Source organism: Rodentibacter genomosp. 1, from assembly GCF_001999285.1.
Lineage (GTDB): Bacteria > Pseudomonadota > Gammaproteobacteria > Enterobacterales > Pasteurellaceae > Rodentibacter.
On record NZ_MLHN01000010.1, the window covers coordinates 77,225 to 94,081 of the forward strand.

23 protein-coding genes are annotated in these 16,857 nt (G+C 38.3%); 18 read left to right on the forward strand and 5 right to left on the reverse strand.

Annotation, left to right across the window (positions count from 1 at the left end; all coding sequences use genetic code 11):
• The 14 genes from rpsN (at window position 1) to rplQ (ending at window position 7,253) form a co-directional block, all read left to right on the forward strand.
• Complete coding sequence (rpsN, locus tag BKK54_RS06860; RefSeq protein WP_077415358.1) at window positions 1-306, forward strand: 30S ribosomal protein S14; 306 nt, start codon at window positions 1-3, stop codon at window positions 304-306.
• A gap of 36 nt (window positions 307-342) precedes the next feature.
• On the forward strand, window positions 343-735 hold the full coding sequence (gene rpsH, locus BKK54_RS06865; protein WP_077542380.1) for a 30S ribosomal protein S8: 393 nt from the start codon (window positions 343-345) through the stop codon (window positions 733-735).
• A 15-nt stretch (window positions 736-750) separates the two neighbouring features.
• Window positions 751-1,284 (forward strand): 50S ribosomal protein L6, encoded by a 534-nt coding sequence (gene rplF, locus BKK54_RS06870; protein ID WP_077542381.1) that lies wholly within the window; start codon window positions 751-753, stop codon window positions 1,282-1,284.
• Window positions 1,285-1,297: 13 nt separating this feature from the next.
• Window positions 1,298-1,651, forward strand: a complete 354-nt coding sequence (rplR, locus tag BKK54_RS06875) for a 50S ribosomal protein L18 (protein WP_077542382.1) — start codon at window positions 1,298-1,300, stop codon at window positions 1,649-1,651.
• A 14-nt stretch (window positions 1,652-1,665) separates the two neighbouring features.
• Entirely contained in the window at window positions 1,666-2,166 is a 501-nt protein-coding gene (gene rpsE / locus BKK54_RS06880) for a 30S ribosomal protein S5 (protein ID WP_077426962.1), read from the forward strand.
• 6 nt (window positions 2,167-2,172) lie between these two features.
• Entirely contained in the window at window positions 2,173-2,352 is a 180-nt protein-coding gene (rpmD, locus tag BKK54_RS06885; RefSeq protein WP_005693169.1) for a 50S ribosomal protein L30, read from the forward strand.
• A 3-nt stretch (window positions 2,353-2,355) separates the two neighbouring features.
• A complete protein-coding gene (rplO, locus tag BKK54_RS06890; protein WP_077542383.1) occupies window positions 2,356-2,790 on the forward strand; it encodes a 50S ribosomal protein L15 in 435 nt (144 codons plus the stop codon).
• Window positions 2,791-2,797: 7 nt separating this feature from the next.
• Window positions 2,798-4,123 carry a preprotein translocase subunit SecY gene (gene secY, locus BKK54_RS06895; protein WP_077542384.1) on the forward strand — a complete coding sequence of 442 codons (1,326 nt, stop codon included), beginning with the start codon at window positions 2,798-2,800 and terminating at the stop codon, window positions 4,121-4,123.
• 28 nt (window positions 4,124-4,151) lie between these two features.
• Window positions 4,152-4,265, forward strand: a complete 114-nt coding sequence (gene rpmJ / locus BKK54_RS06900; RefSeq protein ID WP_005625868.1) for a 50S ribosomal protein L36 — start codon at window positions 4,152-4,154, stop codon at window positions 4,263-4,265.
• Window positions 4,266-4,404: 139 nt separating this feature from the next.
• Window positions 4,405-4,761, forward strand: a complete 357-nt coding sequence (rpsM, locus tag BKK54_RS06905) for a 30S ribosomal protein S13 (protein WP_077542385.1) — start codon at window positions 4,405-4,407, stop codon at window positions 4,759-4,761.
• A 12-nt stretch (window positions 4,762-4,773) separates the two neighbouring features.
• Entirely contained in the window at window positions 4,774-5,163 is a 390-nt protein-coding gene (rpsK, locus tag BKK54_RS06910) for a 30S ribosomal protein S11 (RefSeq protein ID WP_077415376.1), read from the forward strand.
• Between the two features lie 30 nt (window positions 5,164-5,193).
• Complete coding sequence (gene rpsD, locus BKK54_RS06915; RefSeq protein ID WP_077542386.1) at window positions 5,194-5,814, forward strand: 30S ribosomal protein S4; 621 nt, start codon at window positions 5,194-5,196, stop codon at window positions 5,812-5,814.
• A 31-nt stretch (window positions 5,815-5,845) separates the two neighbouring features.
• Window positions 5,846-6,829 carry a DNA-directed RNA polymerase subunit alpha gene (locus BKK54_RS06920; RefSeq protein ID WP_077542387.1) on the forward strand — a complete coding sequence of 328 codons (984 nt, stop codon included), beginning with the start codon at window positions 5,846-5,848 and terminating at the stop codon, window positions 6,827-6,829.
• Window positions 6,830-6,869: 40 nt separating this feature from the next.
• Window positions 6,870-7,253 (forward strand): 50S ribosomal protein L17, encoded by a 384-nt coding sequence (rplQ, locus tag BKK54_RS06925; protein WP_077542388.1) that lies wholly within the window; start codon window positions 6,870-6,872, stop codon window positions 7,251-7,253.
• 388 nt (window positions 7,254-7,641) lie between these two features.
• Here rplQ and BKK54_RS06930 read toward each other — a convergent pair whose 3' ends face one another.
• A complete protein-coding gene (locus tag BKK54_RS06930) occupies window positions 7,642-8,565 on the reverse strand; it encodes an AraC family transcriptional regulator (RefSeq protein WP_077542389.1) in 924 nt (307 codons plus the stop codon).
• A 188-nt stretch (window positions 8,566-8,753) separates the two neighbouring features.
• Between BKK54_RS06930 and hchA the strand changes: the two genes are divergently transcribed.
• Window positions 8,754-9,623 (forward strand): glyoxalase III HchA, encoded by an 870-nt coding sequence (gene hchA, locus BKK54_RS06935; RefSeq protein ID WP_077542390.1) that lies wholly within the window; start codon window positions 8,754-8,756, stop codon window positions 9,621-9,623.
• A 108-nt stretch (window positions 9,624-9,731) separates the two neighbouring features.
• On the opposite strand, the gene BKK54_RS06940 is transcribed toward hchA, so the two are convergent.
• Entirely contained in the window at window positions 9,732-10,055 is a 324-nt protein-coding gene (locus BKK54_RS06940) for a DUF5389 family protein (RefSeq protein WP_077542391.1), read from the reverse strand.
• A 134-nt stretch (window positions 10,056-10,189) separates the two neighbouring features.
• On the opposite strand from BKK54_RS06940, the gene BKK54_RS06945 reads away from it, so the two are divergent.
• Both BKK54_RS06945 and BKK54_RS06950 read left to right on the forward strand, forming a co-directional pair.
• On the forward strand, window positions 10,190-12,682 hold the full coding sequence (locus BKK54_RS06945; protein ID WP_077542392.1) for a class I adenylate cyclase: 2,493 nt from the start codon (window positions 10,190-10,192) through the stop codon (window positions 12,680-12,682).
• 125 nt (window positions 12,683-12,807) lie between these two features.
• Window positions 12,808-13,437, forward strand: coding sequence for a response regulator (locus BKK54_RS06950; RefSeq protein WP_077542393.1), 630 nt, complete (start codon window positions 12,808-12,810; stop codon window positions 13,435-13,437).
• Between the two features lie 94 nt (window positions 13,438-13,531).
• Here BKK54_RS06950 and BKK54_RS06955 read toward each other — a convergent pair whose 3' ends face one another.
• The 3 genes from BKK54_RS06955 to metN are packed head-to-tail and all read right to left on the reverse strand — an operon-like array spanning window position 13,532 to window position 16,106.
• Window positions 13,532-14,356, reverse strand: a complete 825-nt coding sequence (locus BKK54_RS06955; protein ID WP_077542394.1) for a MetQ/NlpA family lipoprotein — start codon at window positions 14,354-14,356, stop codon at window positions 13,532-13,534.
• A 33-nt stretch (window positions 14,357-14,389) separates the two neighbouring features.
• On the reverse strand, window positions 14,390-15,079 hold the full coding sequence (locus BKK54_RS06960) for a methionine ABC transporter permease (RefSeq protein WP_077542395.1): 690 nt from the start codon (window positions 15,077-15,079) through the stop codon (window positions 14,390-14,392).
• Window positions 15,069-16,106 carry a methionine ABC transporter ATP-binding protein MetN gene (metN, locus tag BKK54_RS06965; protein WP_077542396.1) on the reverse strand — a complete coding sequence of 346 codons (1,038 nt, stop codon included), beginning with the start codon at window positions 16,104-16,106 and terminating at the stop codon, window positions 15,069-15,071. Before metN ends, BKK54_RS06960 begins: the two co-directional genes overlap by 11 nt.
• 170 nt (window positions 16,107-16,276) lie before the next feature.
• Between metN and gmhB the strand changes: the two genes are divergently transcribed.
• The gene (gmhB, locus tag BKK54_RS06970; RefSeq protein ID WP_077542399.1) at window positions 16,277-16,831 is read left to right on the forward strand and encodes a D-glycero-beta-D-manno-heptose 1,7-bisphosphate 7-phosphatase; all 555 of its coding nucleotides are present in this window, start codon (window positions 16,277-16,279) and stop codon (window positions 16,829-16,831) included.
• Window positions 16,832-16,857 lie beyond the last annotated feature (26 nt).

The window sequence follows — 16,857 nt, forward strand, 5'->3', positions numbered from 1 at the left end:
ATGGCTAAACAATCAATGAAAGCACGCGATGTAAAACGCGTTAAATTGGCTGAGAAATTCTATGCTAAACGCGTAGAATTAAAGAAAATCATTTCTGATGTAAATGCCTCTGATGAAGATCGTTGGAATGCTGTGTTAAAGTTACAATCTTTACCACGTGATTCTAGTCCGTCTCGTCAACGTAACCGCTGCCGCCAAACAGGACGTCCTCACGGCGTTCTTCGTAAGTTTGGTTTAAGTCGTATTAAGGTTCGTGAAGCTGCTATGCGCGGTGAGATCCCTGGCCTTAAAAAAGCGAGTTGGTAATATACCACTTTATTTTGGAATCGGAGAAAAAGTACAATGAGTATGCAAGATCCAATCGCAGATATGTTGACACGTATTCGTAACGGTCAAGCTGCGAATAAAGTTGCGATCAGTATGCCTTCATCCAAGCTAAAAGTGGCGATCGCCAATGTATTAGCTGATGAAGGTTATATCGAAAGCGTTAAAGTTTTAGAAGGTGCAAAACCTGAGTTGGAAATTACTTTAAAATATTTCCAAGGTAAACCGGTTGTAGAAAGTATTCAACGTGTGAGCCGTCCTGGTCTTCGTATTTACAAACGTAAAGATGAATTACCAAAAGTTATGGGTGGTTTAGGTGTTGCTGTCGTTTCTACATCTAAAGGTGTTATGACTGACCGTGCAGCTCGTCAAGCTGGTTTAGGCGGTGAGATCATCTGTTATGTAGCTTAATAGAGAGGTAGGAAAATGTCTCGTGTTGCAAAAGCACCTGTTAATATTCCTGCCGGTGTTGAGGTTAAACTTGACGGTCAGCTATTAACAGTAAAAGGTAAAAATGGCGAGTTATCTCGCGAAATTCATAATTCAGTTGAAGTTAAACAAGATAGTGGTCAATTAACTTTTTCTCCTCGTGAGGGATTTGTTGAGGCCAATGCTCAGTCGGGTACAGCTCGTGCATTAGTTAATGCAATGGTTATTGGTGTTACTGAAGGCTTCACTAAAAAATTAGTATTAGTGGGTGTTGGTTACAGAGCTCAACTTAAAGGTAATGTTGTTGCGCTAAGTTTAGGCTATTCTCACCCAGTAGAGCACACTTTACCTGCAGGTATTACTGCTGAATGCCCTTCTCAAACGGAAATTGTATTGAAAGGTGCAGATAAGCAGTTAATCGGTCAAGTTGCAGCAGATATTCGTGCTTATCGCCGTCCTGAGCCTTATAAAGGTAAAGGGGTACGTTACTCTGATGAAGTAGTACGTATCAAAGAGGCTAAGAAGAAATAATTAAGGTAACACTATGGATAAGAAATCAGCTCGTATCCGTCGTGCAGCTCGTGCACGTCATATGATGAAGGAGCAAGGTGTAACTCGTTTAGTTATTCACCGTACTCCACGTCATATCTATGCACAAGTTATTGCACCAAACGGTTCTGAAGTGCTTGCCGCTGCTTCAACTGTTGAGAAAGCAATTCGTGAGCAAGTAAAATACACCGGTAACAAAGATGCTGCAGCAGTAGTTGGTAAAGCTGTTGCAGAGCGTGCCTTAGCAAAAGGCGTACAGGCTGTTGCCTTTGATCGTTCCGGTTTTAAATATCATGGTCGTGTCCAAACTTTAGCGGACGCTGCTCGTGAAGCTGGTCTACAGTTCTAATGAGGTAAATTGAGATGTCAAACATCGAAAAACAAGCTGGTGAACTGCAAGAGAAGCTAATCGCAGTAAACCGTGTATCAAAAACTGTAAAAGGTGGTCGTATTATGAGCTTTACTGCGTTAACCGTAGTAGGCGATGGTAATGGTCGTGTAGGTTTTGGTTATGGTAAAGCGCGCGAGGTTCCAGCAGCGATCCAAAAAGCGATGGAAAAAGCACGTCGCAATATGATTAATGTCACTTTAAATGAAGGTACTTTGCAACATCCTGTTAAGGGTGTGCACACAGGCTCAAGAGTATTTATGCAGCCTGCTAGTGAGGGTACTGGTATTATCGCGGGTGGAGCAATGCGTGCGGTATTGGAGGTTGCGGGTGTACGTAACGTTCTTTCTAAGGCGTATGGCTCTACTAACCCAATTAATGTTGTTCGTGCAACTATTGATGCATTAGCAAATATGAAATCACCAGAAATGGTTGCTGCGAAACGCGGTAAAACTGTTGATGAAATTTTGGGGTAATTAATAATGGCTAAAACTATCAAAGTAACACAAGTTCGTAGCTCAATTGCTCGTTTGCCGAAGCACAAAGCTACCTTGCGTGGTCTTGGTCTTCGCCATATTCACCATACTGTTGAGTTAATTGATACACCTGCAGTACGTGGTATGATTAACCAAGTTTCATACATGGTTAAAGTGGAGGAGTAAGAAATGCGTTTAAATACTCTATCCCCGGCTGAAGGCTCAAAGCACAGTGCAAAACGTCTTGGTCGTGGTATTGGTTCAGGTTTAGGTAAGACTGGTGGTCGCGGTCATAAGGGGCAAAAATCTCGTACTGGTGGTGGAGTTCGCCGCGGTTTCGAGGGTGGTCAAATGCCTTTATATCGTCGTTTACCAAAATTTGGTTTCACCTCAATGAAGGCTTCTGTAACTGCAGAGATTCGCTTAAGTGATTTAACCAAAGTAGAAGGTAATATTGTTACTTTAGATGCATTAAAAGCTGCAAATGTTTTAACTAAAGATATTCTGTTTGCTAAAGTTATTTTAGCTGGAGAAGTTAAATCTGCAGTTACAATTCGTGGTTTACGTGTGACTAAAGGTGCGAAAGTAGCGATTGAAGCTGCTGGCGGTTCAGTTGAGGAATAATTAGCAAATGGCTAAACAACCAGGTTATCAAACTAGAAGTACCAATAGTGGTAAAAGTGAGCTAAGAAGCCGATTACTCTTTGTATTAGTTGCACTTATTGTATATCGTATTGGTTCGTTTATTCCGGTTCCTGGTATTGATTCTGCTGTGCTAGCTCAGTTAGTTGAACAACAAAAAGGCACCATCATTGATATGTTTAACATGTTTTCTGGTGGTGCATTGAGCCGAGCTTCAATTCTTGCGTTAGGTATTATGCCATATATTTCGGCATCTATCGTGATTCAATTGCTAGCAACGGTTTCTCCTGCTTTAGCTGAACTAAAGAAAGAAGGGGCAGTTGGTCAGAGAAAAATTACCAAATATACGCGTTATGCGACGGTAGTTTTTGCTACAATTCAAGCTGTTGCAATTTCTACAGGTTTACCAAATATGCTACCAGGACTAGTTCCTAATGTAGGGTTTAGTTTTTACTTTACTTCTGTTGTGAGTTTGGTCACTGGAACTATGTTTTTAATGTGGTTAGGTGAGCAAATTACCGAGAGAGGAATTGGGAATGGTATTTCAATTCTAGTTTTTGGTGGTATCGTAGCGGGTTTACCTTCAGCTATTTTGCAGACAATTGAGCAAGCTCGTCAAGGACAAATGCATCCGTTAGTTCTACTACTAATTGCGGCAATTGTTTTCGCGGTGACTTATTTTGTTGTGTTCGTAGAAAGAGGACAACGTCGGATTCGTATTGAATATGCTAAACGTCAACAAGGTCGTCAGATCTTAGGAGGGCATTCAACACATCTGCCATTAAAAGTGAATATGGCAAATGTGATGCCAGCAATATTTGCCTCAAGTATTATCTTATTTCCAGCCACATTAACACAATGGTTTGGTCAAAATGATAAATTTGAATGGTTAAATAACTTATCTATGTTATTGAATCCTGGTCAACCTCTTTATTTACTCGTTTATGCAATATCAATCATTTTCTTCAGCTTCTTCTACACAGGGATGCAATATAATCCGCGTGATACAGCAGATAATTTAAAGAAATCTGGTGCATTTATCCCAGGTATTAGACCAGGTGAGCAAACATCTCGTTACATAGATAAAGTAATGACCCGTTTAACCTTGATTGGTGGGCTTTATGTAACATTTGTGTGTTTAGTTCCTTATATTATGACATCAGCTTGGGATGTTAAGTTCTACTTTGGTGGGACCTCCTTACTAATCGTTGTTGTTGTAATTATGGATTTCATTGTGCAAGTTCAGAGTCACTTAATGTCGTCTCAATATGAATCAGCACTAAAAAAAGCAAACCTTAAAGGTTTCGGGCAGTAATTGTCCAATTAACATAAAAGGATAAGCAATGAAAGTTCGTGCTTCCGTAAAGAAAATGTGTCGTAACTGTAAAATTGTTAAGCGTGAAGGTGTTGTGCGCGTATTGTGTAGTGACCCTAAGCATAAACAACGCCAAGGTTAGTTGATAATTTTCTTGCAAAGAACCGGTTGAGCAGTTATACTGCTCAACTCATTTATGTCCTTGGTATTCTGTTTGAGTATCCTGAAAACGGGCTTTTCATGATCAGAGTACCAATTAATTTTAGAAATAGGAGTGCATAGTGGCCCGTATTGCAGGCATTAACATTCCTGATCATAAACACGCTGTAATCGCTTTAACTGCAATTTACGGTATCGGTAGAACTCGTTCAAAAGCTATTTGTGCTGCTGCGGGTATTGCTGAAGATGTTAAGATCAGAGAATTGTCTGAAGAGCAGATTGACAAACTGCGTGACGAAGTTGGTAAATTTACCGTTGAGGGTGACTTACGTCGTGAAGTAACACTGAACATCAAACGTCTTTTAGACTTAGGTTGTTACCGTGGTTTACGTCATCGTCGTAGTTTACCGGTACGTGGTCAACGTACTAAAACTAATGCGCGTACCCGTAAGGGTCCTCGTAAGCCGATCAAAAAATAGTCGGGGTAAGTAATGGCTAAAACACCAGTTCGTACACGTAAACGTGTAAAAAAACAAGTTGTAGATGGCGTTGCACATATTCACGCATCTTTCAATAATACAATCGTTACTATTACTGATCGTCAAGGTAACGCTCTAGCATGGGCAACTGCTGGCGGTTCAGGTTTCCGTGGTTCTCGTAAATCTACTCCGTTTGCTGCACAAGTTGCTGCGGAACGTTGTGCTGAGATCGTTAAAGAGTTCGGCTTAAAGAACTTGGAAGTTATGGTTAAAGGTCCGGGTCCAGGTCGTGAATCAACAATTCGTGCATTAAATGCTGCGGGTTTTCGTATCACGAACATTACTGATGTGACTCCGATTCCTCATAATGGTTGTCGTCCACCGAAAAAGCGTCGTGTTTAATGGCGTAATCAGGATAGTTGGAGAAAGAAAATGGCAAGATATTTGGGTCCTAAACTCAAGCTAAGCCGTCGTGAAGGCACTGATTTATTTCTTAAGTCAGGCGTGCGTGCGATTGATTCAAAATGTAAGATTGATACAGCACCTGGTCAACATGGTGCTCGTAAACCACGTTTGTCTGATTATGGTAGTCAGTTACGTGAAAAACAAAAAGTTCGTCGTATCTATGGTATCTTAGAGCGTCAGTTCCGTAACTACTATAAAGAGGCAAACCGTTTGAAAGGTAATACTGGTGAAAATTTATTAGTATTACTAGAAGGTAGATTGGATAACGTTGTTTATCGTATGGGATTTGCTGCAACTCGTGCAGAGGCTCGTCAGTTAGTGAGTCATAAGGCGATTGTTGTAAATGGTCGTGTTGTAAATATTCCATCTTTCCAAGTTTCAATTAATGATGTTGTTGCTGTTCGTGAAAAATCTAAAAAACAAGCTCGTATTAAAGCATCGTTGGAATTAGCAGAACAAAGAGAAAAACCAACTTGGTTAGAAGTTGATGCTGTTAAAATGGAAGGGATATTTAAGCGTATTCCTGAACGTTCCGATTTATCAGCAGATATTAACGAACATCTGATCGTTGAGCTTTACTCAAAATAATAGTTAAGCTTAAAAGCAAAGAGAGGATAAAATGCAGGGTTCTGTTACAGAATTTTTAAAACCACACTTAGTTGATATTGAGCAAATTAGCACAACACATGCTAAGGTGATCCTTGAACCGTTAGAGCGAGGTTTTGGTCATACTCTAGGAAATGCATTACGTCGTATCCTTCTGTCTTCAATGCCAGGTTGTGCAGTGACTGAAGTTGAGATTGATGGTGTATTACACGAATATAGTAGTAAGGAAGGTATTCAAGAAGATATTCTTGAAGTGCTTTTAAACCTCAAAGGTCTAGGGGTTAAAGTACAGAATAAAGATGATGTTATTCTGACACTAAATAAATCTGGAATTGGCCCTGTTGTTGCAGCGGATATCACTCATGATGGTGATGTTGAAATTGTAAACCCGGATCATGTAATTTGCCATTTGACTGATGATAGTGCTGCTATTAGTATGCGCATTCGTGTTCAGCGTGGTAGAGGATATGTTCCAGCTTCAGTCCGAGCTCAGGCAGATGAGCGACCAATAGGTCGTTTGCTTGTTGACGCTTGTTACAGCCCGGTTGATCGCATTTCTTATAATGTAGAAGCGACCCGTGTAGAACAAAGAACAGACTTAGATAAGTTAGTTATTGAGTTAGAAACAAACGGTACTTTGGATCCTGAAGATGCAATTCGTCGCGCTGCAACAATCTTAGCAGAGCAACTCGATGCATTCGTTGATTTACGTGATGTTCGTCAACCTGAAGTTAAGGAAGAGAAACCGGAATTTGATCCGATTTTATTGCGTCCTGTTGATGATTTAGAGTTGACAGTTCGTTCTGCTAATTGTTTAAAAGCAGAAACAATTCACTATATCGGTGACTTAGTACAGCGTACAGAAGTTGAGTTATTAAAAACTCCTAATCTTGGTAAGAAATCTCTTACTGAAATTAAAGATGTACTCGCTTCACGTGGCTTGTCACTTGGTATGCGCCTTGAAAATTGGCCACCAGCAAGTATTGCTGAAGACTAGTTTGGCCATAGGTTAAGATTTTTCTGAGAAGGATAAGATCATGCGACATCGTAAGAGTGGTCGTCAACTAAACCGTAATAGCAGTCATCGCCAAGCGATGTTTCGTAACTTAGCAAGTGCTTTAATTAGTCATGAAATTATCAAGACTACTTTGCCTAAAGCTAAAGAATTACGCCGTGTAGTTGAACCGTTAATTACATTAGCTAAAGAAGATAGCGTTGCAAACCGTCGTTTAGCATTCGCTCGTACCCGTAACATTGAAACTGTTGCGAAATTATTCAATGAATTAGGACCACGTTTCGCTCAGCGTGCTGGTGGTTATACTCGCATTCTAAAATGTGGTTTCCGTGCAGGCGATAATGCGCCAATGGCTTACATTGAATTAGTTGACCGTCCAGAAGTTGTAGAAGCATCTGCGGAATAGTAAATAAAAGAATAAAAAGCTCGCAATTCTGCGAGCTTTTTGTACTTTAATAGAAGTTGAATATTTATAAACTTTTTGCTTTGAGATCAAAATTGAAGATTAACTGAAGTAAGTTTTATTAGAAAAATATCTCAAATTTTATAAGAATTTATCCTGTATTATGTACTAAATGCACAAAGCAGGAGTTTTAATGTCATCTAGAAATACTCGTTCGTTATAAAATAAATTTATTTCAATATATTATAAACTGGACACTATCTAGTGTCTCTCTATAAATAAACCTAGAATTAGATTTTTGTCGGTTCTGCTAATATTACGTTTATCTCATATTACCAGTGTATAGATAATGATGTTATTTTTAGTGCTATTTTCCATCCCTATTCCTATGTTACCCGTATTTTTCTTGAGTTAGCCATGCCAATTTATCTTTCTTTGCAGTGATTCCAAAAAATCTTTTATACTCCCGTGAAAATTGTGAGATACTTTCATAGCCGACTAAGTTAGCACTTTCAGCAATGGGGCGTTTTTCTTGTAGAATAAATATTCGTGCTTGTTGTAGCCTAATTTGCTTTTGAAATTGTATTGGACTAATCCCGGCAATAGCGCGAAAGTGTTGACGAAATGACGATTCGCTCATCAATGCTCGTTCAGCAAGGCTAGTGAGAGTATTTTTTTCCTGTGGATTTTGTTTTATCCAAGCCATAATTTCAAGTATTTTGCGTGTAGTGCTACCATCTTTTAGTAAGGTGACTAATTCAGGATGTGAGTGGAAGATTCTTAAGGCAATCTCGTGTTTTATAAGAGTGGAAAGTGGTTTAATTAATGTTACTTCTTGTAAGGTATCTATAAGCCTTGAAAGACTTTCAAGCAGTTTCTTATTTGCACCAAATAAACTGAAAATACGATTTGGTGCTTCTTTTTTTATTTCTTTATTATTCAAGTCTAATTCACAAGCGAGATGAGAAAGTTGTTCAAAATCAAATTCTAGTGCTAACCCTAGAAAAGGTTTATCTGATGAGCATTTGGGCATATAGGAAAAGCCCGAAAGATTTGCACCAATAAATAGAATTTGCCCTGTCTCGTAACCAATATGTTGATGACTAAGTGAAATTTCCTTTCGTCCTTGTAAGGCAACCACAATACCAAGAGGTTGTATACAGGGCAGAGAGTAATGGGGATGATCATGACGGTAGAAACTTAACCCTTCAATTTGACTATAAACTCGTCCTTCTTTAGGAATATAGGGTAAAATTTTATAGATAAGCTCATGATAAAGTGCGGTGAGATTTTCTGTATTTTTTCTTATTGTCATTTTTTGTAATTAATAAAACATAGAAACGAATAAAATTCTAGCAGAATTTCCGCTAAGAATTATTTTTATCTATAAAAATCTGTCAAAAAAGGCAATACAAATATCATTTTAGGCAAGTAGATTTGTATGCTTTTCATTATAATTTGCGCCAGAATTTACTTAACTTATATAAACTAGGAGCTTTAATAATGACTGAATTAAGTAAACAGCCTGTGCGTGATTTTGCAGAACACGATGCCTATTTTCCATCAGAGTACTCGTTATCGCAATATACAAGCCCAGTAACTGATTTCGACGGTGTGAAATTTGGAACAACTTACACTGGGAATAAAAAAGTATTGATGATCGCTACAGATGAACGTTATTTGCAAATGCAAAATGGTAAATGGTTTTCAACAGGTAATCATCCGGTAGAGACTTTATTACCTATGCTTCATATTCATAAAGCCGGGTTTGAAATTGATGTCGCAACACTTTCAGGTAACCATGCTAAATTTGAAATGTGGGCAATGCCGGCAGAAGATAAAGCGGTGGCAGAAATCTATAATGAATACCTGCCAAAATTGGATAAACCTGCAAAGTTAGCTGATATCATTGATGACGTTACGGCAGAAAATTCTCCGTACGCTGCGGTGTTAATTCCTGGCGGTCATGGCGCATTCAATAAGATTCCGGAAAGTCGTGAAGTAAAACGTGTTTTAGATTGGGCAATGGCAAATAACAAATTTATCATCACGCTTTGTCATGGTCCGGCAGCATTAGTGGCTGCCTCAATAGATAAGGCTGAGAATGATTTCCCATTTAAAGGTTATGAGCTTTGTGTTTTCCCTGATGCGTTAGATGAAGGTGCAAATATTGATATTGGTTATATGCCGGGTAAATTACCTTGGTTGTTAGCCGCTCGTTTGGAGCAATTGGGCATGAAAGTGATTAATCAGGGTATTAGTGGTCAAGTTCACAAAGACCGTAATTTACTCACGGGAGATAGCCCGCTTGCCGGTAATAAATTGGGCATTTTAGCTGCGGATGAGTTACTAAAATCTGTTGGTCTAAAATAATGATTGTTAGAATGCCGTTGATATCAACGGCATTTTTGTTTCTACTATATTTTTCATTTTGTTTGATGATTAGGGGAAAGAATATCGAAAGTAATAAGATTGAACAATCTAGAAAAAACTAACCGCACTTGTGAGACAAATATAAACCAAAATGACGTAGAAGCTGATAGTACTAAGCACTAATAATCTTACTGCGAGATTTGGGTGTTTGGCGTGTAATTTATAAACGATACGTGCAACAATGGCGAGAATAAACGGATAGAGCCAAAAAAAGGTAGAAAATAGATGGCTTTGCTCCTCTGTCAATATTGGGTTTTTAGAAAATCCGGTAGAAATTAATAAGGCAAGGGGCCAAAGTAAAACAGGCATACAAAAAATAGCAAGCCCCCAAGCAAATCCGCTAAATTTTGTTGGCATAGATGAATGTTTCATAATTGTAAATTTTATAATGAAAGATAGCGTCCCGAATATAGCAAATATTGTTCAAGTTGGGTAGTGATTCTTTGCTTTCATTTGCTTGAAGTGGTACAGTATTGCCAACTTTTTCTATCCGGTAGGATGCCGTATTGAAATACGATCTCAATCAAGCAAGAAAATATGTGGAAATACTTGATAAACGCCGTTTGGAACGTGCCTTATTAGGTTCCGGTGACGGGCTACAGCATGTATTATCTTTGCTTCCTTTATTACTTCAATTAAACCATCCGTGTTTACCTGGCTATGTTGTTCAATCTTCTTGTGGGATTGCAGGTTTTAGTTTATCAGCGTATCAGCAACAATTCCTTTTAGCAGAATATCCATCCTTTTATGAGCAAATTAAGCAACAAATTTACCGCACAAATTCTCCTATTTTAGGTTTATACGTAATGGGGAGTTTTGGGTCTATTAGCCAAACGAGTTATTCTGATTTGGATACTTGGATTTGCCATCGTGAAGGTTTAACGGAAGATGAAAGGGATTTACTATCTCAAAAAGCTCAGAAAATTAAAGAATGGGCAATGCAGTTTGATGTGGAAATTAATTTCTATTTGATGGATCAGCAGCGTTTCCGCAGAGATTACAATGCCGATTTACTGTCAAATGAAAACAGCGGATCGGCACAGTATATGCTGTTACTTGATGAATTTTATCGTTCTGCTGTTCGTTTGGCGGGTAAGCCTTTACTATGGCTGCATTTATGGGTAGATGATGAGGTTGATTATGAAAAAGAGGTCAAAAAACGTATTGAGGAAGGGACACTTGATCCGCAAGATTGGGTGGATTTTGGTGGATTAGGGCAATTCTCTGCGAAAGAATATTTTGGTGCAAGTCTGTGGCAGCTTTACAAAGGGATTGATTCGCCATATAAGTCCGTGTTAAAGATTTTACTATTAGAGGCGTATTCCAAAGAATATCCGAACACCCGCCTTATCGCTCGTCAGTTTAAGGAAGATCTCTTTTCTGGCAACACCACACCGGTACACCATTTTGATCCCTATATCGCAATACTGATTAAAGTAACGGAATATTTGACCGCACTTTCCGAATTTAAACGTCTTGATTTTGTTCGACGTTGCTTTTATATCAAGGTTACGGAAGATTTGACTCGGCATAAAGTGAGTAACTGGCGTATAAATTACATACGAATTTTGGCACAAGAATGGGGTTGGAACGTTGATTTAATACAAAAATTGAATCGGCGCCCATATTGGAAAATTAAGCGAGTTAAAGAGGCTCATGAAAATTTAGTGAAGTTTTTGATGATGAGTTACCATAACTTAGTGAATTTTGCCCGTAAGCATAAAATTAGCTCAAATATGGTGCCACAGGACATCAATATTCTTACTCGAAAACTTTATACGGCATTTGAAGAATTGCCGGGCAAAATCATCTTGCTTAATACCCAGATTTCCCGCAATTTATCAGAGCCTCATCTCTCTTTTTTGGAAGTCCGTGGCAATAAACATTTCAAAGATGGTTGGTATTTTATTAATAACCCCCCAAGTGAAATGATGTTCTCTGAAGACCGTGTTATTGAATATGCTGAAAATCTCAATACATTGGTAGCGTGGGCTTACTTTAACCGATTAATTACTGCAGAAACGGAGCTTCATTTATTTAGCCCTTCTATTAGTATTGAAACTTTAAGAAATTTTGTCACAGATTTACGTCTTTCTTTTTCACGAATGGTCACCGGCACCAGCAGTGACGCTTTAACCGCTTCTTGTGAAATTCGTAACATTGTGATTGCAGTGAATTTGACCGTAGATCCGACTTCCTCCATTGCTGAATTTAAAGATCATCTTTCAGCGAGTGATTTATTTAGTTTTGGTTCCTTGGAACAAAACCTTGTAGGCAGTATTGATTTTACTTACCGCAATATTTGGAATGAAATCCGTACTCTGCATTTTGAAGGGCCAAACGCTATTTTGATTGCCTTAAAAGTACTGTCAAATAAAATCTATCGTGGTGTCAATAACCCACGTTCTGTACAGGTTTTTTGTTATAGCCGACATTATCGCCGAGCATTACGTAATCTTGTTAGTGGATTGGTGAATCGTTGTATTAGCATTCGTTTAGGGGAAAGCCAAACGCCGGGCATCCCCCGCTTGCGTGTGGCAGGAAAAAGCTGGCAGTTTTTCTTTGAGGAAAGCGGTGTTAGCCTACAAGAAGTGGAAAATGATGGGCAACGTGCGGTCGATTTCGATGATGTTTTGAAAAGTCCAGTGGATGAAAAAACGGAGACTCACAATGAGGATCGCCAACACCCCGCAGAAATTGATCTTTTTGCAAGTGAAGGGTTCTTACAATTTTTCTTTGAAGATAACAAAGATGGTACATTCAATGTTTATTTACTGAATGAATTGAATCACTTGGAAATTTACCGACACTGTGACGGTATAAAAGATGAAAAAGTAAGACAAATTAATCAACTTTATCAAGTATCAGGAGCGGGTGGGGAGAATCCGTATCATATTGAATCAGGTAATTTTAATTATCCACAGTTTTATCAAATCCAACATAGCCATCAAGGACAAATCCAAATTCTTCCTTTTAAATATCGGCGAAGTTTAAATTAATGACAGTAGTGATAAAATTGATTAGGTTTCCTACACTTCTTGGAATTGTGATTAAATCTGGATTAGAATGGGGAAGTTTTTATAGTGAATGTTTAGGGTGATTTAGAGATTTAAAGGGGGGAAATATGCAAGAAAAATTGAGAGTTTTGCTCATTGACGATCATCCGTTAATGTGTCGTGGAATGAAACAGCTACTTGAATTAGAGGATAATTTTGAAGTGGTTGCCGATGCAGGTAATGGTTCCGAAGGTATTTCGATTGCGTTACAAACCTCACCGGACTTGATTGTTCTTGATCTGAATATGAAAGGGCTTTCTGGATTGGATACACTTAAAGGTTTGCGTGCGGAGGGGATTGATGCGCGTATTATCATTTTGACGGTTTCCGATGCTAAAAATGATATTTTCACATTAATTGATGCTGGTGCAGATGGTTATTTACTCAAAGATACTGAGCCGGATACTTTGCTTGAACAAATTAAACGAATTGCACAAGGTGAAGTCATTTTAAGTCATTCGATTAAGGATTTATTGGTTGAACGTGAATATCGTCAAGATCCTATGGATTCTTTAACTGAGCGTGAGAAGGGAATTTTAAGTCTTATAGCAAAGGGCTTGTCGAATAAACAAATTGCAGGTCAGCTATTTATTTCGGAAGAAACGGTAAAGGTACATATTAGAAATTTGTTGAGAAAATTAAATGTCCATTCTCGTGTCGCTGCAACAGTATTATATTTTGAGCATAATGGGCGATAATAAACGTTTCTAGAGAAAAGTGCGGGAAGAAATTTTTCTGACCGCACTTTTTATAGGAATGGTGATTTAGTTAATTTTTATAGTTAGGTGAAAATTACCAACCTTTTACAACCCCATCTTTGAAGTGTTTTTTCGCTTCTTGATATACTTCTTCGGTTTGATAGGATTTCACAAAATCTTGCACAGCCTTGCTGTCCTTGTTATCAGTTCTAGCTACAATGATATTCACATATGGGGAATCTTTATCTTCCACAAATACACCATTATCTTGAGCGTTTAAACCAACTTGTCCTGCATAAGTATTGTTTACTACAGCTAAATCAACATCATCTAGCGCACGTGCAGCGATAGAGGTATCAACCTCGGTTATGTTTAAATTTTTGGGATTGTCAACAATATCTAACACAGTTGAAAATAAATTATTGGCATCTTTAAGTTTTATTAAGCCTTGTTTTTCAAGAAGAATTAAGGCCCGACCACGATTACTTGGATCATTTGGTACGACAACTTTAGCGCCTTCTTGTAATTCACCTACATCTTTGATCTTTTTAGAGTAACCCGCCAATGGATAAACAAAGGAATTACCAACGATTACTAAATTATTTAGACTTTTTGCTTGTGCATCTTGCTCTAGATAAGGTTTATGCTGCATTGCGTTAGCGTCTAAATCACCAGTCGAAACGGCGGTATTTGGTAACGCATAGTCGTTAAATTCTACGAATTGTACTTCTAAACCATATTTTTCTTTTGCCACTTTTGCGGCAATTTCTGCAACTTGATGCTCAGGACCAGACATCACTCCTACTTTAAGTTTAAGTGGGGTATCTTGAGAGACTTGTGCTTTTTTATCATCTTTGCAACCTGTTAAAATAAGAGCAGAAGCGATAGCTGTGATAGCAAATAAGTTTTTTAATTTCATAAAATTTCCTTCCTGTGAAGTGTGGTGTTTAAATTAACGATGATCGACTTTTTTCGCCAGTGTATCACCGATCTTTTGGCTAATCATAACGAAAAGCACAATGATAATTGTCGCAACCCAAGTAATATAAGGCATATTACGATACACGCCATAGTTGATAGCTAGGCTACCGAGACCGCCCCCTCCTTGGGTTCCTGCCATTGCGGAGTAGCCCACTAAAGTTACTAGTGTTAATGTGATACCGTTAATGAGTGCAGGCAAGGCTTCAGGCAAATAAAATTTACGCACAATTTGCCATTTGGTTGCTCCCATAGCTTGAGCTGCTTCTGTTAAACCATTGGGTATTTCCATCAAAGCGTTTGCCGTTAAACGAGCCACGAAAGGCATGGCACAAATACTTAGGGGAATAATTGCGGCAGTGGTTCCGAGTACTGTCCCCACAATAAAACGTGTTACAGGCAATAAAATTAAAAGCAAAATAATAAAAGGAATAGAGCGTCCGATGTTAATTATCGCATTTAGTACAAAGTGTGTGCGTGTATTTTGTAGAATTTCATTTTTTCCTGTTAAGAACGTCCATACACCGAAGGGTATGCCTACTACAACGGCGAGTAACGTAGAGGCAAAACTAATATAGATTGTTTCGTAAGTCGCTGCACCGACAACTCCCCACATTTGTGCTGTGAGCTGTTGGGTAAATGTTGCCCAGAAATCATTGAACATAGCCGAGCACCTCCACACGTACATTGTTTTCCATTAGATAGACTTTAGTTTGGGTAATGGCATCTTCATCACCTTCTACTTCTGCGATGGTATAACCAAATTTTACACCACCGGCATAATCAATTTGTGATGTTAAAATACTGAGTTCTACACCAAATTTTTTAGATGCTTGTGAAAGTAATGGCGCATCCACTGAACGACCGGTAAATTCAAATTTAATAATAGGATATGACTTGCTGTGCTTCGGTGTATCGGTAAGGTTCGCCAAATATTCATCAGGTAAAGTGATGTGGAATGTGGATCGAATAAAGTCTTGAGCTAATTTGGTTTTAGGATTTGAGAAGATTTCACTCACAGTGCCTTGTTCTACAAGACGACCTTTATCAATGACTGCAACTTGATCACAAATTTGTTTTACCACTTCCATTTCGTGGGTAATCAATAAAATTGTGATACCTAAAGTGCGGTTGATTTCTTTTAATAATTTTAAAATAGATTGGGTCGTAGCGGGATCTAATGCACTTGTGGCTTCATCACATAGTAATACTTTTGGATCGCTTGCTAATGCACGAGCAATAGCAACACGCTGTTTTTGCCCACCTGACAGATTGCTTGGATAGGCATTGCGTTTTTCCTTTAAACCTACTAACTCTAAAAGTGCGGTGATTTTTTCTTGAATTTTTGGTTTTGGTATTCCTTCTAATTCCAATGGCAACGCAATATTTTCAAATACAGTACGTGAGCTGAGAAGATTGAAGTGTTGAAAAATCATTCCGATTTGACGGCGTGCGTGAACCAGTTCGTGGTTGGAAAGTTGTGTGAGTTCTACTCCGTCCACCACAATGGAGCCATTAGTCGGTTTTTCCAATAGGTTGACACACCGAATTAATGTGCTTTTTCCTGCACCGGATGCACCAATTACACCACAAATTTGTCCTTTTTCGACCTTCAACGAAACATTATCAAGTGCAGTAAGTTTTTTCCCAGCTAACTCAAAAATCTTCGTAATATTATTTAGCTTAATCATATAAGCCCTTGTTCTATTTTCAAATTCATTTCGGTATTCTAGATGTCTAGATTGCTATGTCAATATGTGGCGGGATCTTTTTTAGATGGATTGGTTATAACTTATAGTTTGCTAATTCATAGTATAAAAGGGATAATTTTGTGCAATAGAAGAGAGTGGTGAAAGTTAAAATGAATAAAGCAATTTTTTTAGATCGAGATGGTACATTAAATATTGATTATGGTTATGTTCATGATATTGATCATTTCAAATTTATTGATGGCGCGGTTGATGCTCTACGTGAGTTAAAATCAATGGGTTATCTATTGGTGCTGGTGACAAACCAATCTGGTATTGCACGAGATTATTTTTCTGAAGATCAATTTTTGCAATTAACAGAATGGATGGATTGGTCATTAGCAGAACAAGGTGTGGATTTAGATGGTATTTATTATTGTCCTCACCATCCCGATGGTAAAGGTGAATACAAAGCGAATTGTAATTGTCGCAAGCCGAAATCAGGAATGTTATTACAGGCAATAGAAAACTTGAAGATTGATCCTACTCGATCCGTAATGATTGGTGATAAAGTGGATGATCTAAAGGCCGGAATAGGAGCAAAGGTGAAAACTAATGTACTGGTTCGATCAGGAAAATCTGTGACAGAAGAAGGGGTTATATTGGCAGATTATGTTTTGGATTCTATTGTGGATTTGCCGAGAGTTTTGAAAAGATTAATTAAATAGCAAAATCCAGCTAAATTTCATTCAAA